At 44.6% G+C, this 22,568-nt stretch carries 22 protein-coding genes; 5 read left to right on the top strand and 17 right to left on the bottom strand.

The window, feature by feature from the left end; genetic code table 11:
• Positions 1-7: 7 nt before the first annotated feature.
• The gene (gene ubiK, locus OH461_RS16860; protein WP_260261359.1) at positions 8-259 is read left to right on the top strand and encodes a ubiquinone biosynthesis accessory factor UbiK; all 252 of its coding nucleotides are present in this window, start codon (positions 8-10) and stop codon (positions 257-259) included.
• Between the two features lie 231 nt (positions 260-490).
• On the opposite strand, the gene ilvC is transcribed toward ubiK, so the two are convergent.
• Entirely contained in the window at positions 491-1,975 is a 1,485-nt protein-coding gene (ilvC, locus tag OH461_RS16865) for a ketol-acid reductoisomerase (protein WP_270021721.1), read from the bottom strand.
• Between the two features lie 169 nt (positions 1,976-2,144).
• Between ilvC and ilvY the strand changes: the two genes are divergently transcribed.
• Positions 2,145-3,035 (top strand): HTH-type transcriptional activator IlvY, encoded by an 891-nt coding sequence (ilvY, locus tag OH461_RS16870; protein WP_270021722.1) that lies wholly within the window; start codon positions 2,145-2,147, stop codon positions 3,033-3,035.
• A 62-nt stretch (positions 3,036-3,097) separates the two neighbouring features.
• Here ilvY and hemN read toward each other — a convergent pair whose 3' ends face one another.
• The 5 genes from hemN to OH461_RS16895 form a co-directional block, all read right to left on the bottom strand.
• A complete protein-coding gene (hemN, locus tag OH461_RS16875; protein ID WP_270021723.1) occupies positions 3,098-4,486 on the bottom strand; it encodes an oxygen-independent coproporphyrinogen III oxidase in 1,389 nt (462 codons plus the stop codon).
• A 175-nt stretch (positions 4,487-4,661) separates the two neighbouring features.
• On the bottom strand, positions 4,662-5,150 hold the full coding sequence (locus tag OH461_RS16880; RefSeq protein WP_270021724.1) for a DUF2489 domain-containing protein: 489 nt from the start codon (positions 5,148-5,150) through the stop codon (positions 4,662-4,664).
• A gap of 9 nt (positions 5,151-5,159) precedes the next feature.
• Positions 5,160-5,720 (bottom strand): Der GTPase-activating protein YihI, encoded by a 561-nt coding sequence (gene yihI / locus OH461_RS16885; protein WP_270021725.1) that lies wholly within the window; start codon positions 5,718-5,720, stop codon positions 5,160-5,162.
• Positions 5,720-6,358 carry a class I SAM-dependent methyltransferase gene (locus OH461_RS16890; RefSeq protein ID WP_270021726.1) on the bottom strand — a complete coding sequence of 213 codons (639 nt, stop codon included), beginning with the start codon at positions 6,356-6,358 and terminating at the stop codon, positions 5,720-5,722. The genes yihI and OH461_RS16890 overlap by 1 nt, the downstream gene beginning before the upstream one ends.
• A 740-nt stretch (positions 6,359-7,098) precedes the next feature.
• A complete protein-coding gene (locus OH461_RS16895; protein ID WP_270021727.1) occupies positions 7,099-7,716 on the bottom strand; it encodes a c-type cytochrome in 618 nt (205 codons plus the stop codon).
• 148 nt (positions 7,717-7,864) lie between these two features.
• On the opposite strand from OH461_RS16895, the gene yihA reads away from it, so the two are divergent.
• Complete coding sequence (gene yihA, locus OH461_RS16900; protein WP_270021728.1) at positions 7,865-8,542, top strand: ribosome biogenesis GTP-binding protein YihA/YsxC; 678 nt, start codon at positions 7,865-7,867, stop codon at positions 8,540-8,542.
• 515 nt (positions 8,543-9,057) lie between these two features.
• Here the strand turns inward: yihA and OH461_RS20135 are convergent.
• The 4 genes from OH461_RS20135 to hemB form a co-directional block, all read right to left on the bottom strand.
• Positions 9,058-9,105, bottom strand: coding sequence for a hypothetical protein (locus tag OH461_RS20135; RefSeq protein ID WP_438356636.1), 48 nt, complete (start codon positions 9,103-9,105; stop codon positions 9,058-9,060).
• A 193-nt stretch (positions 9,106-9,298) separates the two neighbouring features.
• Positions 9,299-12,088 carry a DNA polymerase I gene (polA, locus tag OH461_RS16905; RefSeq protein ID WP_270021729.1) on the bottom strand — a complete coding sequence of 930 codons (2,790 nt, stop codon included), beginning with the start codon at positions 12,086-12,088 and terminating at the stop codon, positions 9,299-9,301.
• Between the two features lie 629 nt (positions 12,089-12,717).
• A complete protein-coding gene (locus tag OH461_RS16910) occupies positions 12,718-13,152 on the bottom strand; it encodes a GNAT family N-acetyltransferase (protein WP_270021730.1) in 435 nt (144 codons plus the stop codon).
• 80 nt (positions 13,153-13,232) lie between these two features.
• Positions 13,233-14,279, bottom strand: coding sequence for a porphobilinogen synthase (hemB, locus tag OH461_RS16915; protein ID WP_270021731.1), 1,047 nt, complete (start codon positions 14,277-14,279; stop codon positions 13,233-13,235).
• Between the two features lie 148 nt (positions 14,280-14,427).
• Here hemB and OH461_RS16920 point away from each other — a divergent pair, with 148 nt between their 5' ends.
• Complete coding sequence (locus OH461_RS16920) at positions 14,428-15,189, top strand: TatD family hydrolase (protein WP_270021732.1); 762 nt, start codon at positions 14,428-14,430, stop codon at positions 15,187-15,189.
• Positions 15,190-15,264: 75 nt separating this feature from the next.
• Here the strand turns inward: OH461_RS16920 and tatC are convergent, their stop codons facing one another.
• The 7 genes from tatC to rmuC form a co-directional block, all read right to left on the bottom strand.
• Positions 15,265-16,017, bottom strand: coding sequence for a twin-arginine translocase subunit TatC (gene tatC / locus OH461_RS16925; protein WP_270021733.1), 753 nt, complete (start codon positions 16,015-16,017; stop codon positions 15,265-15,267).
• Positions 16,018-16,147: 130 nt separating this feature from the next.
• The gene (gene tatB, locus OH461_RS16930) at positions 16,148-16,534 is read right to left on the bottom strand and encodes a Sec-independent protein translocase protein TatB (RefSeq protein WP_270021734.1); all 387 of its coding nucleotides are present in this window, start codon (positions 16,532-16,534) and stop codon (positions 16,148-16,150) included.
• Between the two features lie 3 nt (positions 16,535-16,537).
• A complete protein-coding gene (gene tatA / locus OH461_RS16935; RefSeq protein ID WP_260261398.1) occupies positions 16,538-16,786 on the bottom strand; it encodes a Sec-independent protein translocase subunit TatA in 249 nt (82 codons plus the stop codon).
• A 47-nt stretch (positions 16,787-16,833) separates the two neighbouring features.
• The gene (gene ubiB / locus OH461_RS16940; protein ID WP_270021735.1) at positions 16,834-18,468 is read right to left on the bottom strand and encodes a ubiquinone biosynthesis regulatory protein kinase UbiB; all 1,635 of its coding nucleotides are present in this window, start codon (positions 18,466-18,468) and stop codon (positions 16,834-16,836) included.
• Complete coding sequence (locus OH461_RS16945) at positions 18,465-19,070, bottom strand: ubiquinone biosynthesis accessory factor UbiJ (RefSeq protein ID WP_270021736.1); 606 nt, start codon at positions 19,068-19,070, stop codon at positions 18,465-18,467. The genes ubiB and OH461_RS16945 overlap by 4 nt, the downstream gene beginning before the upstream one ends.
• Before the next feature lie 9 nt (positions 19,071-19,079).
• Complete coding sequence (gene ubiE / locus OH461_RS16950; RefSeq protein WP_270021737.1) at positions 19,080-19,862, bottom strand: bifunctional demethylmenaquinone methyltransferase/2-methoxy-6-polyprenyl-1,4-benzoquinol methylase UbiE; 783 nt, start codon at positions 19,860-19,862, stop codon at positions 19,080-19,082.
• A 64-nt stretch (positions 19,863-19,926) separates the two neighbouring features.
• The gene (gene rmuC, locus OH461_RS16955) at positions 19,927-21,477 is read right to left on the bottom strand and encodes a DNA recombination protein RmuC (protein ID WP_270021738.1); all 1,551 of its coding nucleotides are present in this window, start codon (positions 21,475-21,477) and stop codon (positions 19,927-19,929) included.
• 192 nt (positions 21,478-21,669) lie between these two features.
• Between rmuC and OH461_RS16960 the strand changes: the two genes are divergently transcribed.
• On the top strand, positions 21,670-22,557 hold the full coding sequence (locus OH461_RS16960) for a DMT family transporter (protein WP_270021739.1): 888 nt from the start codon (positions 21,670-21,672) through the stop codon (positions 22,555-22,557).
• Positions 22,558-22,568: the final 11 nt, after the last annotated feature.

A 22,568-nucleotide genomic window follows, 5' to 3' on the forward strand; every position in this document is an offset into this window, starting at 1 on the left:
AACCACTATGTTTGATCCAAAAAAATTAGAGCAGATCGCTAAACAGATTCATGATTCAATGCCTCAGCCAGTGAAAGACTTAGGTTCAGACGTTGACCAAAAAGTTCGCCAAGTAATCCAAGGCCAACTCAACAAGCTTGACGTTGTAAGCCGCGAAGAGTTTGACGTACAAACTCAAGTGCTGCTGCGCACTCGTCAAAAGCTCACTGAAATGGAAAAGAAACTGGCTGACCTAGAAGAAAAACTAGCAGACAAGTAATCCAATACGTTCAATGAACACAAAAGAAAAGGGCTTGGTCAGTGACCAAGCCCTTTGTTTTTAGATGTTGTGTTTTTTGTATTTATCACCCCAGTCTGCCTGGAGTTCTTACTGCTTTGCTATTTGTTTGCAATTACGCAGTACTAAGGTTTTATTTCTAGGTGAAGGCGCGCAGTTTGCAATCGCAAATGAGCACCTTCGACAACGAAATAAAACATTAAGGCAAGTAATTTAGCCGCCCACCGCGATGTTCTTCATATCGGTCATGTAACCACGCAGCTCTTCACCGATGTATTCTACTGGGTGGTTACGAATCGCTTCATTTACCGCGATTAGCGTTGCGTTATCTACTTGGTTCGATGTCTCACCTAGGCCTTTACCGATAACATCCGTTGATACTGATGGCATGAACTTCTCACGCAGTAGCGGTGTTGCTACGTTAGCGAATAGATAGTTACCGTATTCGGCTGTATCTGAAATTACTACGTTCATCTCGTATAGACGCTTACGTGCAATAGTATTCGCGATTAGTGGCAGCTCGTGCAGTGATTCGTAGTAAGCCGACTCATCAATGATGCCTGATGCCGTCATTGCTTCGAATGCTAGCTCAACACCTGCGCGTACCATAGCAATCATTAGAATACCGTTATCAAAGTACTCTTGCTCTGAGATTTCTACATCCGTTGCTGGGTAGTTTTCGAATGCGGTTTCACCTGTCTCTGCACGCCAGCCTAGTAGGTTCGCATCATCATTTGCCCAGTCAGCCATCATAGTGCTAGAGAAATGACCTGTGATTACGTCATCCATGTGCTTGTTGTACAGCGGACGCATGAGATCTTTCAGTTCTTCTGACAGCTCAAATGCTTTGATTTTTGCTGGGTTTGATAGACGGTCCATCATGTGGGTGATGCCACCAAATTTCAGTGCTTCTGTGATGGTTTCCCAACCGTATTGAAGCAGCTTACCTGCGTAGCCTGGGTCGATACCGTCAGCAATCATCTTCTCGTAACATACGATAGAACCCGCTTGCAGCATGCCACATAGGATAGTTTGCTCACCCATTAGGTCAGATTTTACTTCCGCTACGAAAGATGACTCTAGACAGCCCGCGCGGTGACCACCCGTTGCTGCCGCCCATGCTTTAGCGATATCCCAACCTTCACCTTGTGGATCGTTCTCTGGGTGAACAGCGATAAGCGTTGGAACACCAAAGCCACGTTTGTATTCTTCACGTACTTCTGTACCCGGACACTTAGGAGCAACCATCACTACCGTTAGGTCTTTACGGATTTGCATGCCCTCTTCAACCACGTTGAAGCCGTGCGAGTAACCCAATGCAGCGCCTTGTTTCATTAGTGGCATTACTGTCTCAACAACGTTGGTGTGCTGTTTGTCTGGGGTAAGGTTTACCACTAGATCTGCTTGAGGGATTAGCGTTTCGTAGCTACCTACTTCAAAACCGTTTTCTTGAGCATTCTTGAACGACTGACGCTTCTCGTCGATAGCCGCTTGACGTAGTGCATAAGATACATCTAGGCCAGAGTCACGCATGTTCAGGCCTTGGTTAAGACCTTGAGCACCACAACCGACAATCACCACTTTCTTACCTTTTAGGTAGTCTGCTTCTGTTGCAAACTCACTACGGTCCATAAAACGACAGCGACCTAGTTGGTCTAGCTGCTCACGCAAGTTTAATGTATTGAAATAGTTAGCCATTGCTGGGCGCTCCTTTAAGAATTATGTCCATTCGGTCAGTAGGTTTCACTACTGAATAACTCGATACTAATGCAGACATTAAATTGCTTAAAGTGATATATTCACAATTAGTTATTGCAAAAAATGCAACATAGAATTAATCATCGGCTATCTAAGGGACTGCCATTTAATGAACATCAAATGTTTACAGCTCTTCATTCACTTGTGTGAAACCAAAAGCTTCGCCAAAACAGCTTCGGCCATGCACATCAGTCCTTCTGCCCTCAGTCGACAAATACAAAAGCTCGAAGCAGAAACAGGTCAAGCTTTGCTGCTACGCGACAACCGCAGCGTAGAGCTAACTCCATCAGGGAAAAAGCTGCTCCCAGTGGCTTTAAACATCCTCGGAGAATGGCAAAATTATCACGCTCAATTTGCCGAGCTAGACCAAGAGCTTAAAGGCGAAATTCGCCTGTTTTGCTCAGTGACGGCCAGCTATAGCCATTTACCTGAGCTGCTGTCTGAGTTTAGGCTCCGTCACCCATTTATCGAGTTCAAACTATCAACAGGCGACCCAGCACAGGCTATCGATAAGGTATTGAATGATGAAGCGGACATCGCGATTTCAGCCATGCCAGACCAATTGCCATCACGTATTGAATTCGAGCCGATCAGTGAAATTCCACTCTCCGTCATTGCTCCTGCGGGTATCAGTAATTTCGCGCAGCATTTGCAGCAAGAGCAACCCGATTGGAGCCAAATCCCTTTTATTGTGCCGGAAGCAGGCACAGCAAGAGAGCGAGCGAATACTTGGTTTAAGACAATGAAAATCAAACCCAATATTTATGCTCAAGTGGCCGGCCATGAAGCCATTGTCAGTATGGTGGCACTCGGATGTGGAGTGGGTATTGCCCCTGATGTGGTGATCAACAACAGCCCAGTAAGAGATAAGATCGAAAGGCTTAAAGTCGCCTCTATTGCGCCATTTGAACTCGGCGTCTGCTGTAAGCGTTCTCAATTGGATAATCCTTTAGTGAAAGCACTATGGAAGGTTGCCCAAGAGAAGTACATTGCACTCTAGATGTTCTAGCCTAAATACAACAAAGCCACGCAAATGCGTGGCTTTCTATTATTAGTGACAAGCTAGATAACTCGCGAGAACTGCTGTTGACGCGCTTTATCACGTAAGTATTTATCAAAACACATACAGATATTACGAATCAGTAAACGACCACGCAGCGTAACGCGAATTTCATTGTCATCGACTTCCACCAGCTCATCATTGATGAAGGTTTGCAGCAGATCTAAATCTTGCTTGAAGTATTGATTGAAGGTTAAGCCAAACTCTTTTTCAATGAAGGTCTTATCCAGCTTGAAGTTACAAATCAGCTGCTTGATGACTTCGCGACGAATCAAATCGTCTTGGTCTAGCACCACACCCTTCCACAATGCATGACGCTGCTCGTTCACCTGTGCGTAGTATTTCTTCAGCTCTTTTTGGTTTTGACCGTAAGCATCTCCAACCATAGAAATCGCCGACACACCAAAGCCAATCAAGTCACACTCACCTTGAGTGGTGTAACCTTGGAAGTTACGGTGAAGAATGCCATTACGCTGAGCGACTGCTAGCTCATCATCTGGCAGTGCAAAGTGGTCCATACCGATAAACTGGTAACCAGCTCCAGTAAGTGTTGAGATAGTATCTTGCAAGATAGCCATCTTCTCTTTGGCTTGCGGTAAATCTTCATCTTTGATTTTACGCTGCGCAGCAAACAGTTGTGGCATGTGAGCATAGTTAAACACAGACAAGCGACCCGGCTGCATTTCTAGAACTTGCTTTAGTGTTTCCGCAAAAGACTCTTTAGTCTGCTTTGGCAAACCGTAGATAAGGTCTAAGTTGGTTGAGCGGAAACCAAGCTCTTTCGCGCGCTTAACCATTTCAATGATGAAGGCTTCATCTTGCTCACGGTTAACCAATTGCTGCACTTCTTTGTTGAAGTCCTGCACGCCGATACTTAAACGGTTAAAGCCTTCACCACGTAGATGATCCAGCACATCCATCTCGATCTCACGCGGGTCAACTTCGATACTGATCTCAGCAGTCTCTTCAAAGTAAAACTCACCACGCAGAATCGCCATTAAACGGCTGATTTGCGATTTAGTTAAGAAGGTTGGCGTACCACCACCAAAATGAAGCTGTGTAACACGGCGACCTTGTAATAGCGCTGCTCGAGTACGGATCTCTAGCTCAATCACATCTAGATACTCATCCGCTTTGTGGGCATGACGAGTAATCACCTTGTTACAGCCACAGTAGTAGCAAAGCTTGTGGCAAAACGGGATATGGATATATAACGAAATTGGCCTTTCAGGATATGCCGTGCACGCCATGTCGTAATCTGCGATGGTAAACGCTTCATGAAACTCTAACGCGGTTGGGTAAGACGTATAACGAGGGCCAGAATAATTGTATTTATCGAGAACCGATTGGTCCCATACAATTTGTTGGCTTGCGACGACTTGCTGCGACATATTGATATTTCCAATTTGTGACTGAAAAGTCATGGTTATGTGAACGGTCTATTTTGCCATACGTCATCGATTCGATTGGTAAAGCGGGCCGTTTTTTGAGTACCAATACTCAGAATTGATAGTTCGATCACCTCTATTAAGAATAAGCGATCGAACTGTATTTAAGCGAGTTTACTTAAAGCATCTGAATATTGATTTGATTGTTTAAGGGTTGCACCTGTTTTTGTAGCTGCTTTAGCTCTTCAACAATCGATTCTTGCAGGCGAGATTCGGCTTTATGTCGCGCGAGGTTTTGTTGCATACGTTCTTTCTTGGCTAAGTTCTGACGGTTTTCACCACGCGCCATGTCTTTCACCACATGATACAACTCAGAGATCGCAGGATACTCAGCATCAAAATCAACGCGATCTTCACCTTGGACATAATCCATAATGCAGTAAACGCGAATGCTGATTTCTGATAAATCGCACTGACCTTGAATGCCAGCAAGGCACAAGGTGTTCACGTTTTCAAAAATGTTCGCGTTACGTTTATCTATTGCAAGCTTCTGATGTTTAAGCTGCAATTCCTTTTGCTTCTTCAGCTGGAGCAGAAGGTAACCCGCGTATGAAGCTAAGCCAGCAATGATGACTCCACCAGCAATGGCTAATAAGGTTACATTCATGATGCGCTGTTACCCTTTAAATTGGTTCAAATCTAGGCCTTCGAACTGAGAAAGCAGATCATCATCAGTATGCACTTTCTTCTTCGCTGGCTTACTTTCTTGTGGTGCTGGTTCTTGTTCCAATTCCACTTCTTCTTGCTCTTCTTCGTAAAGACCAAGTTGCTTCATTAGAACTTCAATGCGATCAAGTTTCTCATCAACATATTTCTGCAGTCCAGCGCCTAGGCTTTCACCGTTGTCTAAACGATCAAGCAATACGTTTAGTTGCGCGTCATTTTCAAGCATATCTAGCTCTTTCTCAGCAGACACGCGACGCTCAGCTTTAGTTGGCTTTTTAACAGTCTCGACCACTAGAGCAATTTTTTTCTTGCTGCCTAAACGCGGATCGCGCGCTTGACCAGCAGCATGCTCTCTCTGCGCTTTCGCTTCAGAGTTACGTGTACCTGTTTTTAAACCTTTGCGCTTTTTATCTCTTTTGCGTAAGCGACCTTCCACATCAGATTGGGTACGGTTGCGAACAACAATCAGGTCACCGTTGCCACCTGATTTGGCTTTTTTATTACGGCTCATTACTGGGGTTTCCTCAGTAAAATTACATCATTTCCAATAAATTCTAGTTCGAGCTTATCCCGCTCTGCCAAGTACTCAAACGTTTTACGGCTAAAAAAGATGACGTGAGTAACGTCATTTTTATAGTGCCAAGTTGCAAACGCTTCAACATCGATCACCATCTTGGTCATTATACCAAGCCAGCCACCGGGCTTAACTAAATTCAACCATTGCTGCCACACTTGATCGGGCGTATATAAATGCTCAATCACCTCAGTGGCAGTAACAAAATCATATTGTTGTTTGAGGACTGACGTTTCAGGGTGATAGTAAATATCGTACAACGCCATGTTGTAACCCTGCTCTTGTAACATCAAGGATAACGTTGGTCCGGGGCCACAGCCAAAATCTAACCCTTGGCTATTTGCTGGCACTCGCGCCATGATCGGATCTGCCATTCGAGACAAAAATCGTCGATAACCCTCATCTTGTGGGTCATTTTGGTGCAAATCGTACTGTGATTTCTCTGCATCAGAGTCCAACCGCTGCTCAGGATTCACAAACACCAACTCACATACACCGCACTGTAAATACTCGCGACGTTTATCTGAATGGTAATGGTTTGATTGTGAGCCTTGGCAAAGTGGGCAGTTGTGCATCAGTACATCCTCAAACGGGGATGCGAAACATACCAGAAACTGCGGTTAGAGTGGAGCACTATTGTGCAATTAATCGTCAAATTGATAAAAATAGGTATAAAAAAAGCGATAGTGAACTATCGCTTCCTAATGCCTCAAGGGCGAAACTGTGTGGTACGAAAATTTCGTACACCAACTATCCTTTTGTTTTTAGCGCTTTCCTTGCTAATTCCTAACAATTTAGGTGTCGTTTTTCATCGTCCTGATGAATTTTGGCTTTCCTTTTCAACATCCTGTTTCTGGGCTAATCCCTAGCCTGGTTCCGTTTCCCTGTCTAAACCATTAGACGAGTTAACCATCCTTATTGAGTAAGCATCCCGCCTACCTAAAATCCGTTCTCCCACTTCCAAGCGTCCCTCGCTTGCATCCTTGGAGACCATCCTAGTCTGTTTTCCTCGATCTGCTCCGTGCAGATGCAATCACTTTACTCTGATCATCTTTCGAAACAACAACAACAAAGAAAAAATCACATAAACATTCTTCCCCAATTTTTAAAGCAAATAATTTCAAAAACTTAAAACAAGCTTCTTCCATTTCATCGCAGCAAAAATAGCAAATGTCTTACACAGAAAGCAGAAGATTGAGCCTTGGCATCGACCGGTGTCCGTGACGTAACGCCGCTTTTTCTCCGCGCCAATAAAAAAGAGCGACAACTTAAGTTATCGCTCTTTTATTGATTGATTTGAGGTAGAGAAAAATTACTAATGCAAACCACCTACATATTTAGATAAGGTATCAATATCTTCATCAGTTAACTTCTTGGCAATATCACGCATCATGGCGTTCATATCATTACCACGGTTACCATCACGGAATTTCATTAACTGGGATTTAACATAGTCGGCCTGCTGGCCAGAGATTTTCGGGAAGCCAGACAGCTCTGTTCCGTTACCTCGCGGACCGTGACAGGCAATACAAGCGGTTAAGCCTCGCTCTGCATCACCCGCGGTATACAGCACCTTGCCCTGCTCGACGACATTTTCTGGGGTTGTACTGTGTGCAATAGGTAAAGATGCATAGTACGCAGCCAGATCTGCCATGTCTTGCTCAGTCAAAGGCAAAGCCATACCGCTCATTACTGGATCGTAGCGACCTTTGTCCCCATTACTTGTCATACCTAATTTTAGGTCTTTCAGCTGTTTTTCTATATACTTCGCATGCTGACCAGCAAGTGATGGGTACATTCCGAGTAAACTGTTGCCGTCAGCTCCATGACATGCAATACAAGTTTGTGATTTGCTTTTACCAGCTTCTATGTCGCCTTGGGCCCATAGGGAGCTACTGGCTAAAAGGCTCACAATTAGCACTAATTTATTCATGACATTCCATTATAATTATTAATCTTCCAGTACCACTCTCAAAAGTCACTCATGATATAATCAGTGACCTTATGCCGAGTACGGATATTTTACACAATTTCACAAAAAAGTAATCAATTGACTACACAAAGTCGAGATGGAGTTAACAGTGAACGTAAAAATTAGTTACCAAAACACCCATTTCATCACAAGTGCACCTGACATCCGTCATTTGCCAGAAGATGAGGGCATCGAAATTGCGTTTGCCGGACGCTCCAACGCAGGTAAGTCGAGCTCATTAAACCGCCTTACCAACCAGAAAAGCCTAGCAAAAACCAGTAAAACTCCCGGCCGTACACAGCTCATTAACCTTTTTAAGGTAGCTGAAGGTTGCCATATCGTCGACCTACCGGGCTACGGCTTTGCCCAAGTTCCACTAGAAATGAAGAAAAAGTGGCAGAAATCGCTAGGTGAATACTTGCAGCAACGCCAGTGTCTAAAGGGCTTAGTGGTATTGATGGATATTCGCCACCCAATGAAAGATCTCGACCAACAGTTAATCTACTGGGCTGTGGACAGTGGCATTCCAGTACAAGTGCTATTAACGAAAGCAGACAAGCTGAAAAGTGGCGCTCGAAAAGCACAAGTATTAAAGATTCGCGAATCTTCACTTGGCTTTGGCGGTGATGTCAAAGTAGATGCTTTCTCGTCATTGAAAGGGCTCGGTGTCGATGTACTACGTAAAAAGCTTGATGAGTGGTTCGCGCCTGCTTTAGAGCAGTTAATCGAACAAGCGGATGAGATTGAAGCGGACGAACCGGCTGAGCAACAAAGCGACGCTGAATAATCGCTTTTAAACCAATATATGATTCCAAAGCCTCGTATTCACGAGGCTTTTTTATTACCTATAAAATCGACAGCAGGCAATAAAAAACCCCGCCATAAAGACGGGGCAACGGGAGAGAATTAATCTTGATTTATTATTATGTTGCCTAGCATTTCTTATTGCAGCGTCGTTTGCAACACTCTGCCGGTCGCTTGAAATTCCAACATCGTAGTAAGGTAATCTTGCTACACACCTCGTCAATACAGGTCAAACATCCACCACCACCATGCAAATAGGTTAATTAATTGGCTTTAATTTTTTAGCAAAAATAACAAAAGTGTGAATGGAGGAATATTACAAAACTTTGCTAAATTACAAATTTTGTTGCTGAAGAAGAGATTTACGAGAACTTGGTCGAGAAGCCGACGATTTAAGCACAATTTCTATGCGGATAATGACAAGGCATTCAATTGATTGGGATTTTTCTTTGGCACAATAAAAAACGCCCCAGTCAAACACTGACTGGGGCGGCTGAATCAGCCTAATCCAATAACGTGAAACAAAAGGTCTGAAAGATAGAACATCTTACCTCTGTACCCTACGCGTTTTAATGTACAACAATTGGTCAGATTTGCAAAGTGCTTTCGTAAGTTTTTTTCAAATGTATTTTATTTAACTACACATAACCCTTGTCACTACAGGCTTTTTTAGCGACAAAAAAAAGCCAGCGTTTGTGCGCTGGCTCATGTTATTTCACTCAATTAGGTCATTTTTTGTCTAGTGCGCCTGATCCCAGTTGTCACCGTGACCTGCTTCAGCAATTAGCGGCACTTCAAGTTGAGCGGCAGATTCCATCAATTCTTGTACTTTTGTTTCAATTTCGGCTAAAGCTGACTCTTGAACCTCAAACACCAATTCATCGTGCACTTGCATCAGTAGTTTAACGCGACCATCGCCTTCTTTTTCAATCCACTCGTCCACCAACAGCATCGCTTTCTTGATGATATCCGCGGCTGTACCTTGCATCGGCGCATTAATCGCTGCACGCTCCGCCGCTTTACGACGCATACCGTTACGCGATTTGATTTCTGGTAGGTGCAAACGACGACCAAAAATGGTTTCAACATAGCCCTGCTCTGCCGCTGCGCTTCGTGTATCTTCCATATATTGCATTACACCTGGGTAACGCTCGAAATAAGTATCCATGTACTGCTGAGCTTCACCACGCGGAATACCTAACTGCTTAGCAAGACCAAATGCGCTCATACCGTAGATAAGACCGAAGTTAACCGCTTTCGCGCGGCGGCGTTGCTCTGAAGAGACTTGATCGATATCGACACCGATAATTTCAGCCGCCGTTGCAGCGTGGATGTCTTTACCTTGACGGAACGCATCAAGCAACGCTTTGTCACCTGATAGGTGAGCCATAATACGCAGTTCAATTTGCGAATAATCGACAGCCATGATCTTATAGCCATGTGGCGCAATGAATGCCTGACGAATACGACGTCCTTCTTCGTTACGAATTGGAATGTTCTGTAAGTTAGGATCGGTTGAAGAAAGACGGCCTGTTGCGGTTACCGCTTGGTGGTAAGAAGTATGCACACGCCCTGTCTCTGCGTTAATCATCTTCGGTAGCTTATCGGTGTAAGTCGATTTCAACTTCGCTAAGCCACGGTACTCTAGGATTAACTTAGGTAATGGGTAATCTAAAGCCAGTTCTTGCAACACTTCTTCATTAGTTGAAGGTGTACCTGATGGCGTCTTCTTAATAACCGGAAGTCCCATCTTTTCAAACAAAATCGCTTGTAGCTGCTTAGGTGAGTTCATGTTGAACTCTTGCTCTGCAAGTTCATAGGCTTTCTGTTCAAGTTCATCTAAGCGAACAGCAATCTCTTGCGATTGCGCTGAAAGCTTCATGTCATCAATCAAGACACCGGTACGTTCGATACGCGATAGTACTGGCACTAATGGCATTTCTACCTCATGGTAGATCCCATTTAGTTTGTCATCTTGCTCTAGGTTTTCATTTAAACGCTGATGCAAACGTAACGTCACATCGGCATCTTCCGCTGCGTATGGCGATGCTTGATCCAGTTCGATTTGGTTAAAGGTAAGTTGCTTTTTACCCTTACCTGCAATCTGCTCAAACGAAATGCAGCTATGTTGTAGAAAGCGCAGCGCTAGGCTGTCCATATCATGCTTACCACCTACGCTGTTGTACACGTATGAAGCCAACATGGTGTCGAACTTAATGCCACGCATTTCAATGCCGTAACGAGCAAGCACGCTCGCATCGTATTTTAAGTTTTGACCGACTTTTGCTTGGCTGTCATCTTCTAAAATAGGTTTCAGCTGATCGAGTACCCAGTCGCGATCTAGCTGTTCTGGTGCATCGAGGTAATCATGAGCGACTGGCACGTAAGCAGCCACGCCAGCTTCTGTCGCAAAGGAAAGGCCAACTAGGTTAGCAACCATGTAGTCTAGGCTGTCTGTCTCAGTATCAAAGGCAAATACCTCAGATGCCTTTAGCTTTTCTAACCATTCAGCAAAAGACTCTTTCGTTAATACTGTTTCGTATTGGCTACGGTCGATGGTGACTGCTGAAGTGTCCATATCGATTTGAGAAGTCGCCGCACCGGTTGAGCCGCCACTCTTCTCATCTGCTACAACTACCCCAGTGCCGCCATCAAGCAGCTCGTTCAACCAAGATTTGAACACCAATTTACCGTAGAGGCTGATTAGCTCATCGGTATTAGGTTCTGATTTAACTAAAGACTCTGGCGTCTCTTCCAGTTCAACATCCAGTTTGATTGTTGCTAGTTGATAAGAAAGCTGTGCGTTCTCTTTGTTCTCTTCAAGCTTCTTCGCCATGGTCTTAGAACCACGGAAGCCTAGAGGCGCAATATCATCAAGGTTTTCGTACAGTGCATCTAAGCCACCAATACCTTGTAGTAATGCTGTCGCGGTCTTATCACCAACACCCGGAACACCTGGAATGTTATCGACCTTGTCCCCCATCAACGCAAGGTAGTCAATGATCAACTCAGGCGGGATGCCAAACTTCTCGATCACCCCTTCGCGATCCATCACTACGTTGGTCATGGTGTTGATCAACGTAACATTATCGTCCACCAGCTGAGCCATATCTTTATCACCCGTACTGATAAGTACTGGCATGCCTTTTTGAGAGGCTTGGTATGCAAGCGTACCGATGACGTCGTCTGCTTCAACACCCGGAATCGATATTAACGGTAAACCCATTGCACGAATGACATTGTGTAACGGTTCGATCTGACAACGAAGATCGTCAGGCATTGGGGGACGATTCGCTTTGTACTCTGGATACATATCATCACGGAAAGTTTTGCCTTTCGCATCAAAGATGACTGCAATACGATCTGAAGCGAATTGACGCATCATGCTACGTAGCATGTTTACTACGCCATACACCGCGTTGGTAGGTATATCACCGTTACTCATGGTGCCCGGGTAAGCGTGGAAAGCGCGGTAAAGGTAAGAAGAGCCGTCGATCAGAATCAACGGATTATCAGGAATGCGTGCCATAGTCTTTCAGTATCCAGAGAGAATGAAATTTTAGATCTGCTTAGAATGCCACGACTGAGGAAGTGATGCTACGTAATCTCTGTGATATGGATTACGACAATTGGTGATTATTCCCACAAGCCGACCTGCCACCTGTGGATAACTCTGTTTATAATATTTAACCACTGACTATATTTTTGTGGGTTAAATGGAAAAAACACCAATTAAACAATTGAAAATAAAGGAATACAACAAAGATCGATCATTTCATTTGCGATCAACAAACGATCCTCAACTGTGGAAAAGACTACTGGTGTCCTTTTGTTCAAGAAGAATTTCAGGCAGAAAAAAAGCGACATCTTACGATGTCGCCTAGCAAAAAGGGGTCAAAGCTAATTCATGTGGAACATGTCGCTTTGCCATAAAGCTATAAATTACACTGGAAGCAATGTGAGCAATGTCGTGTCAAAAAGAACTTGTGCAAGTTCGGTAAGTTCTGTGTCATCACTTAATCCAATGAATTGAATTTCGTAATTCAACGTCCTTGTGAACTTTTCCTCATTCCCTAAGACGAGGTTAATAATAATTATTCTCATTTAAGTCGTCAACACCTAAATGAGAAAAAATCTCATTTATTTTTTATCGCACTCTCACAAAGCTTTGAAAAAGTGGATTCTCGCTTCCAATAAAGATTCTTTTTGTTCATGATTTTCAATCAGATAGCCGTTTTTAATTAGCAACCTCAGCATAGAAGGAAACTGGTTTCTCGATTTAACTCTGATCGCTTTATAACCATTTTTTTTGACCCAGATCTCTTGATCCTCTAGCAAACTCTGCGCGATCCCGGCTCCTCTAGCCGCCGAATCAACCCCACCAAACCAGCTATAAAAGGTATTTTCGTCCAATTGGTAACCGATTTTGAAACCTAAGATCTGCCCTTCTCGCTCAGCAACCAAGATCAAATGACGCTTACCATCCAAACGTTCACTTAATGAGTCCACTGTTTCTTTATGTGCAAATTCATTAATTCTCTGCACTACCTGCACACACTCTTGCAACGATCCTTCACGATATACAATTGTCATCTACAGCTCCTCATCTCAAAAATCAAAACAACCAAAAAAGGCTGACACAATGTCAGCCTTAATCATAACGACTATTCGCGTTAGTCCGCTTTATTCAAATACTCAGCCGCTTTGGCGTTGTCTTCTGCTAACCACTCAGCAACGTCTTTAGCGAAGTAAGTCAAAATGCCATCAGCACCAGCACGCTTAAAGCATAGGAGTGATTCCAGCACGGTATCACGCTCGCTCAACCAACCATTTTGAATTGCCGCTTTATGCATCGCGTATTCACCCGATACTTGGTATGCGAACGTCGGCACTTGTAGCTCTGACTTCACGCGGCGAACAATATCTAGGTAAGGCATACCCGGTTTAACCATCACCATATCTGCGCCTTCATTGATGTCCATTGCCACTTCGTGCAAGGCTTCATCAGAGTTAGCAGGATCCATTTGATAGTTTTTCTTATTGCCGCCTTTTAGGTTCGACGCCGAACCGACTGCATCGCGGAATGGGCCATAGTAGCAAGACGCATATTTCGCTGAGTAAGCCATAATTTGAGTATTAATATGGCCTGCTTCTTCTAGCGCTTCACGAATCGCACCGATACGACCATCCATCATATCTGATGGAGCAACCACATCTGCGCCCGCTTCTGCGTGAGACAGCGCCTGCTTAATAAGCACTTCTGTCGTTCGGTCATTCAGTACGTAGCCGTCATCATCAATGATGCCGTCTTGGCCATGGGTAGTGAAAGGATCAAGGGCGACATCGGTAATCACACCAATCTCTGGCACATGCTCTTTTAAAGCGCGAACAGTTCGCTGAACCAAACCTTCAGGGTTATACGCTTCAGCAGCACATAAACTTTTCACATCTTGGTTTACCACTGGGAATAGAGCAATTGCAGGAACACCCAACTGCGCTAGGTATTGTGCCTCTTCCAATAGCAAATCAATCGATAGTCGCTCAATGCCCGGCATTGATTCTACTTGTTCACGACGATCTTTCCCCATCAATACAAACATTGGGTAGATAAGATCGCTCACTGACAATTGATTTTCAGCCATTAAACGACGGCTGAAGTCATGTTTGCGCAAACGGCGCATGCGACGACCAGGGAACTGGCCTTGAATGGAAACGGACACTCTATTCTCCTTTATCTGGTGAAAGTGCTTAATGGCATCATATCACTCTGACCTAATCACGCTAGTTTCTCACGTCAAATATCGCGAGAAATGACCTAAGCTTCACACTGCCGTATACTGGCAAAATCAAAAGAAAGAGAGACATACCATGATCGACACCCATGCTCATATCTATGCGAGTGAATTTGATAATGACCGTGACCAAGTGGTTGAACGCGCCCTTGCCCAAGGTGTCGAACAGATTCTGCTACCCAATATCGACCTCGACTCAATTCAACCCATGCTAGACACCGAACGAGCCTACCCAAACGTATGCCGCTCAATGATGGGATTGCACCCATGCTATGTTGATGGCAACGTTGATGAAACACTTAAGCAAGTTCACCAATGGTTTGATAAACATAACTTCATTGCAGTGGGTGAAATCGGCATCGACTTATACTGGGATAAAACCTATAAAGCAGAGCAAGAAAAGGCGTTTGTCACCCAATTGAATTGGGCGAAAGAGATGCACTTACCGGTAGTCATCCATACTCGTGATTCTATTGATGAAACCCTTGCCCTGCTTGGTCAGGAGCAAGATGGTTCACTGCGCGGTGTATTCCACTGTTTTGGCGGCTCAGTTGAGCAAGCAAAGGCCATCAATGGTTTAGGTTTCCACTTAGGCTTAGGCGGTGTTTCAACCTTTAAGAACGGCGGAATGGATAAGGTGATTCCACACCTAGATTTGGACTTTGTTATTTTAGAGACAGACTGCCCATACCTCGCACCCGTCCCTCACCGTGGCAAACGTAATGAGCCAGCTTACACGCAGTTAGTCGCTCAGCGCGTGGCGGATTTACGCGAATTATCTTTACAACAAATGGACAACATCACCACTCACAACGCAAAGACGCTCTTTAAGTTGTAAGTCGTGAGCACCAAAATCGAGATATAAAAAAGGTTGGCACTCGCCAACCTTTTTCAATTCGTTCCATCAGAGTATCTACTCTTCGTCTTGCACTTCTGCCGCATCCTCTCTGCGCGTATAGAAACGGGCAAAGAACAAACCAACTTCAAACAATAAACACATCGGCACGGCGAGGAGTGTCTGTGAAATCATGTCTGGCGGAGTCAGCAACATACCGACAATAAACGCAATCACAATGATGTAAGGGCGCTTCTCACGCAGAGTTTCTGGTGTTGTTGCCCCTGTCCAACATAACAAGATGATGGCTACAGGTACTTCAAATGCAATACCAAACGCTAAGAAAAGCGCTAGCACAAAATCCAAATAGCTGGAGATGTCAGTGGCAAACTCTACCCCACCTAAAGAGATAGCAGTAAAGAAACCAAACACCAGTGGGAACACCACGAAATAAGCAAAAGCAACGCCACAGTAGAACAACAGCGAGCTAGAGAACATAAGCGGCATGATCAGCTTGCGCTCATGCTTATACAATCCCGGCGCGACAAAAGCCCATACCTGATAAAGGATAAATGGCACTGCCAAGAATACCGCTGCAATTAAAGTCAGTTTCAATGGCGTAAAGAAGGGAGATGCAACATCCGTTGCAATCATTGTTGCCCCTTCCGGCAACTTATCGACTAGCGGTTTAGAAACAAACTCATAAATATCGTTAGAGAAGTAGAGCAACCCAACAAACACAACTAAAACCGCCGCAATCGCGCGTAATAAGCGATCACGAAGTTCAAGCAAGTGACTGATTAAAGGTTGTGTCTGCTCAACAGAGGACATATCAAACCTCGTTTTATATACCAATCAACATAAGTACTTGGTTATGGGTTTGAGCCAAAGCCACGGACTTATCTTGATTGATATGAGATCAAAAAGGAGCCGCATCGTAATGCAGCTCCTCCCTAAGAGACTATTCGGCTTTCTTATCTGCCGGTGCTGGCACAGGTTCAGTCGCTTCGCTCTTTTCAGAGACCACTGACTCTTGCCCTGCCTTTTCAGTCTGGTTAGCGTATGGACGTTGCACGTCTTGCGCAGCTTGCTTTAATTCTTCCACTGAAGATTTCAGCTCTGGAGAGAGATCTTCCATCCCCATTTTTTCAGCTTTGCGCAGATTTTCTTGCAACTCTTGTACCTTAAGCTCATGTGAAATTTCGTCTTTCACATTATTTGCCATGCTCTTAGCGGACGCGATAAAACGAGACACGCTACGAATTGCATGAGGCAAACGCTCTGGCCCAAGAACCACCAGCCCGACGACAGATATTAATACCAGTTCCCAAAAACCGATATCAAACACGGGTTATGCCTGCTCTTTGTCTTTCTTAGTTTCAGCAGACGCATCCGTCTTCTGCTGCTCTAGATTTTTAGGTTCGAAATCAGCATCTGCTTCTTTCTTCTCTTGCTGTGCTTCATCGTCGTTCATTGCTTTCTTGAAGCCTTTTACTGCACTGCCTAAATCCCCGCCAATGTTACGCAGTTTCTTTGTTCCGAATAACAGGAGTACGATGACAGCAATAATCAGTAGTTGTGGCCAGCTAATACCCATAATTTTTACCTCGGGTTTTATTTAAAAATAGTTTTATAAGAGCTTACCCTTTATTGACGATAAGCTCGCCAACTGAGCAACCAAAATGTGATACCCGCTACTGCGCTTATCGGTGATAGTTGCTCATAAGTGCTGTTGACCAGTATTGCCGAGCATACGACTAATGTGGCACCAACACCAAATAAAAATTTACCTGTCGCCTGCTGACGTTTGCTAGCGTGGTAACCTTGGTACAACTGATCCATTCTTTGGTTAAGCGCTTTTCCTTGACGCAAGCTGTCATACAACAGCTCCGGAAGTTCTGGTAATTTTTCTGCCCAAAACGGTGCTCGGTCTTTAACCGCATTGATTACCGCTTGAGGGCCGACTTGATTCATCATCCATTCTTCTAAGAATGGTTTGGCTGTTGCCCACAAATCTAATTGCGGGTATAGCTGACGACCTAAGCCTTCCACATAGAGCAATGTTTTTTGCAGAAGAACCAATTGAGGCTGCACTTCCATTTCAAAGCGGCGCGCCGTATTGAACAGGTTAAGCAGTACATGACCAAAGGAAATTTCACATAGCGGTTTAGCAAAAATAGGCTCACACACAATGCGAATTGCAAATTCAAATTCATCGATATTGGTTTCACGTGGAACCCACCCCGATTCCACATGCAGCTCAGCCACTCGACGGTAATCTCGATTAAAGAACGCCAAGAAGTTTTCCGCCAAGTAACGCTTATCTTCACTGTTTAGCGTACCGACGATACCGCAATCTAAACCAATCCAACGTGGGTTCTCTGGATGCTCTGGTTCAACAAATACATTGCCCGGGTGCATATCCGCATGAAAAAAGCTATCGCGGAACACCTGAGTAAAGAACACGCTCACGCCACGTTCAGCCAACAACTTCATGTTGGTACCGTTGGCTTTTAAACCTTCAATATCTGAAACCTGAATACCATAGATACGCTCAGAGACCATTAAGCTTTCGCTGCTAAAGTCAGTCAGAACTTCTGGTACATAAAGCTCTTCACTGCCTTCAAAGTTGCGGCGTAGCTGTATCGCATTCGCAGCTTCTCTTCTTAAGTCTAGCTCATCCAATAAGGTTTTTTCGTATTCACGAACTACCTCAACAGGTTTCAAACGACGTGCTTCAGGCAAGGTTTTCGCGACTATACGCGCCATGCGATACATCAGTTTTAGATCTGCATCAATCACTGGGCGAATATCTGGTCGAATGACCTTTAATACCACTTCTTGGTTAGTCTCTTTCACCCGCGCTGTATGCACCTGAGCTATCGACGCCGAAGCCAGTGGTTCTATCTGAAAATCATCAAACCATTGTTCGATTGGCCCACCTAATGCTTGCTCCATCTGCTGCTTTGCTAACTCACCATCAAAGGGAGCGACTTTATCTTGCAATAACGCAAGAGGATCAGCGATTTGCGGTGGAAACAAGTCACGACGGGTCGACATCATCTGGCCAAACTTAATCCAAACCGGACCAAGCTCTTGCAGTGCTAAACGTAAGCGATCACCCAGCTCTTTATCTTGGTGTTGATTCTTAATCCAGAACAGGGCTTTTCGCGCCAGTAGTGGCGCTTTGGTAAGTTGATGGGTCGGTAACAACTCATCAAGGCCGTACTCAAGCTGAACTTTAATGATGCGGTAAAGGCGTCGTAGTTCCAAAGGCGTCATGCACGCTCCAATAATTGGTTTAGTTTGGCTTCAATACGAGCCGCATGGCTTTTGACATCATCAACTTGATCACAAAAATGAGCAATTTCTAAAGGGGCTGGAGTGAGTTGCCACTCCTCTGTGATCACTTGACCCAGATGATTTTGCTTCTTCAATGCCTGAGTTTTAATAAACCCACCGATGCTATTTACACCTTGCACGACATTGTGAGCAACGACATCACCAGTGACGCGTGATAGCCACTCTTCAATATCTGGCTTACAGTCTGTCATCAGTTGGGAGAACTTCTGCGCCAACTGAATATCACCTTCCAATACCAACTTATCTTGCTTAATCAGCTTAGTAATATTGGCTTGGTCACGTAGCTCAGGTAATACAGATAGGTTTAAAGAGAGGTAGCAATCCGGCTGCCCTTCATAGTTAGCTAAAACATCAATTTGTTGGCTAAATACGAAAGTCAGGGTTTTGTTGATTTCTTTAAGGTTAACTTGAATCACTTGCCCTTTGAGACGGGCAAGACGACGACCCAATTCAGGGTCGTCTTTAATCAGGGTGTTCAAGCCGGTTTCAATAACCGCTGTTACTAATGGCTCAAATGGCATAATAACCCTTTAGAATTTGTAACCGCGGTGCAGCGCGACAATACCACCGGTTAGGTTGTAGTAGTTGGTTTGCTCGAAACCCGCCTCTTCCATCATGCCTTTCAGCGTATCTTGATCTGGATGCATGCGGATTGATTCGGCTAAGTAACGGTAGCTGTCTGCGTCGTTTGCCACTAGCTCACCCATTTTTGGTAGCAAGTGGAATGAATACGCGTCATACACTTTAGACAGAGGTTCAAATACCGGTTTAGAGAACTCAAGTACCAATAAACGGCCACCCGGCTTAAGTACACGGAACATTGAACGCAGTGCTTTGTCTTTGTCGGTTACGTTACGTAGACAGAAACTGATGGTGATAACATCAAAATAGTCATCTGGGAAAGGCAGTTCTTCAGCATTAGCTTGAACGTAATTTACGTTACCAACGATACCGCTATCGCGCAGCTTATCGCGACCAACATTCAACATTGAGTTGTTGATGTCTGCTAGGATGACATGACCTTTCTCACCGACAATACGTGAGAATTTAGCCGTAAGATCACCCGTACCGCCACCTAAATCTAATACTCGATGGCCTGGACGCGCACCACTGCAATCAATTGTGAATCGCTTCCACAAACGGTGTACACCACCAGACATTAAGTCATTCATAATGTCGTATTTTGCTGCTACAGAGTGGAAAACTTGAGCAACCTTAGCCACTTTCTCTTCTTTGGCTACCGTTGTAAAACCAAAGTGTGTGGTGTCATCTGATTGTATAGCCATGTTTGACTGTACGCTTGTATCCGTCATGGTGATTCCTCTTCAAGCAGCACAGTATTTCTCTTAACTTTGATGGGCTCAGTGCTGCGGAGGATTAGTTTACTTTATCCTCAGCCGGATGTCTTTCTAGCAGAGGTGCATTTTCCGCCAAATTTTCATTTTCTGACATATCTGCATGCAGTGCCATTTCTCTAATGTCGTTAGAGATGGGTCTTTTTACCTCAACACCAAGCTGTTTGAAGCTTTCTGCTTGGCGAATAACATTACCTCGCCCTGTCGCCAATTTGTTCATTGCCCCTTGGTAATTCTGGTTCGCTTTATCTAACGCGCCGCCAAGGCTTTCCATATCATCAACAAACAAGCGCAGCTTGTCATACAGCTTGCTGGCACGCTCTGCGATGATTTGAGCATTCTGGTTTTGTCTATCATTGCGCCACAAGTTATCAATGGTTCGTAAGGCCACCAACAATGTCGTCGGACTCACTAAGATGATGTTTTGCTCCATCGCCTCTTTCACCAGACTTGGGTCTGCTTGAATCGCCACTTGGAAAGCTGGCTCTACCGGAATAAACATCAGGACATAATCTAGGCTTTGAATGCCCTTAAGTTGATGATAATCCTTGTTACTTAACCCTTTAATATGGGCTCTTAACGCAAGTAAGTGGTCACTTAGAGCTTGTGCTCTTTCTTGTTCTGTTTCGGCATTAAAGTAACGCTCGTAAGCCACTAACGCCATTTTTGAATCCACCACCACTTGCTTGTCTTGTGGCAAATGAACGATGACATCCGGTTGGTAACGCTTACCTGCTTCGTTTTGTAAGCTCACTTGCGTTTGGTATTCATGCCCTTCACGAAGGCCAGATTCAGCCAATACTCTTGCCAAGACCACTTCACCCCAGTTGCCTTGCTGTTTGTTATCCCCTTTTAAGGCTTGGGTCAGATTCACGGCTTCTTTGGTCATCTGCTCATTCAAGCGTTGTAGGTTTTTCAGCTCGTGAACTAATGTGTGGCGCTCTTTGGCTTCCACGGTAAAGCTGTCATTCACTTGCCTTTTGAAACCTTCTAACTGCTCTTTTAATGGGCTTAATAAGCCTTCTAAGCTCTGCTTGTTTTGCTGATCCACTTTCGCGGTTTTCACTTCAAACAGTTGGTTAGCTAGCTGTTCAAACTGCTGCTTTAAGCGCTCTTCCGCTTGTTCAAGAATTTGCAGCTTTTCTTGGCTGGCGATCTGCGCTTGCTCATGTCGCGCTTCTTGCTCACGCAATTGAGCTTCGAGCTGAGATTTTTGCTCTCGAATGAGATTAAGATCATCCGCGTATTGCTGGCGCTCTTGTTTTACCGCGTCGAAATAACGCAACTTTTCCATTACTGCCATCAATTTGCCGTGAGACTGCTTCAACTCATACGCAGCTTTATCACGTTCTTGGTCTAGCTCTTCTAACTCTTGCTGAGAGTCCTGTAGCGTTTGACGTAACTGATCAATTTGGCTTTGGGCAAGCTGTTGATTGGACTCTAACTGCTGCTCTAACAGCTGATTGTCGAGACGCATTTTCTGTTTAACCCACCAGCCGACCGCTAAGCCACTGACAGTTGCGCTACCAATAGCGCTAAACAAGAGGGTTTGGTTCTCGATAATCCATTGCATAGTAAGGGGTTAACTCATTTTAAAAGCGTAAATTTAATGGTATTTCACCACTGGATAAATGTCCAGTTTGTAGAGCAGATAATCAACAGATAGACTTAGCCTCCGTACAATGTTCGAACGGTTCGACTGTACGTATTTTTGCTTGCATTTATTTTGCATGAATTGACTTAGGTTGCTTTGAGAAGGATAACTATGAACGAGCGCCGTGCCTTAGGTTTTGGTTTGTCTGCGGTATTACTTTGGTCCACCGTTGCCACTGCATTCAAACTGACTCTTGCTGAATTTACTCCCATTCAAATGCTGACCATCGCCAGCATCGTTTCCTCAATCGCATTAGCCATTATTTGTGGTGTACAAGGAAAGCTCTCTTCACTCACAAGTGTGTTTACTGCGAACCCTTGGTATTACTTACTGCTTGGGCTAATCAATCCGTTGGCTTACTACATCATTTTGTTTAAAGCCTACGATTTACTGCCCGCTTCACAGGCTCAGGCAATTAACTACAGCTGGGCGATTACGTTGACCTTAATGGCAGCGGTATTTCTGGGGCAAAAAATTCGCAAGCAAGATTGGCTTGCGTGCTGCCTAAGTTATTTCGGTGTGGTGGTCATTGCGACCAAAGGTGATTTGCTCGGCCTTAATTTTGAAAGCCCTACAGGCGTAGGCTTGGCGTTATTGTCTACTCTGCTTTGGGCTGGCTATTGGATTCTGAACACCAAGAATAAGGCTGATCCAGTAATTGGTGTATTACTTGGGTTTCTTGTCGCGATCCCGTTTGCGGTTGGGCTAAGCATCTGGGAAGGAGCTCCTTGGCAACAGATTAGCGTTAAGGGCTGGCTTGCAGTGACTTACGTGGGCTTATTCGAAATGGGCGTAACATTTGTTTTATGGCTTAGTGCGCTGAAACTCACTGAGAATACCGCTCGCATCAGTAACCTAATTTTCGCCTCGCCGTTTATTTCACTGATCTTGCTTGCCACCATTATTGGCGAAGACATTCACCCAACCACGCTCATTGGCTTAGTGTTAATCATTACGGGTTTGGTGATCCAACAGCTGAAATTCAAGCCAGCGAAGTAGCTGGTGTTAGC

This window comes from Vibrio sp. LaRot3 (assembly GCF_027587025.1).
In the GTDB taxonomy this organism is placed as follows: domain Bacteria; phylum Pseudomonadota; class Gammaproteobacteria; order Enterobacterales; family Vibrionaceae; genus Vibrio.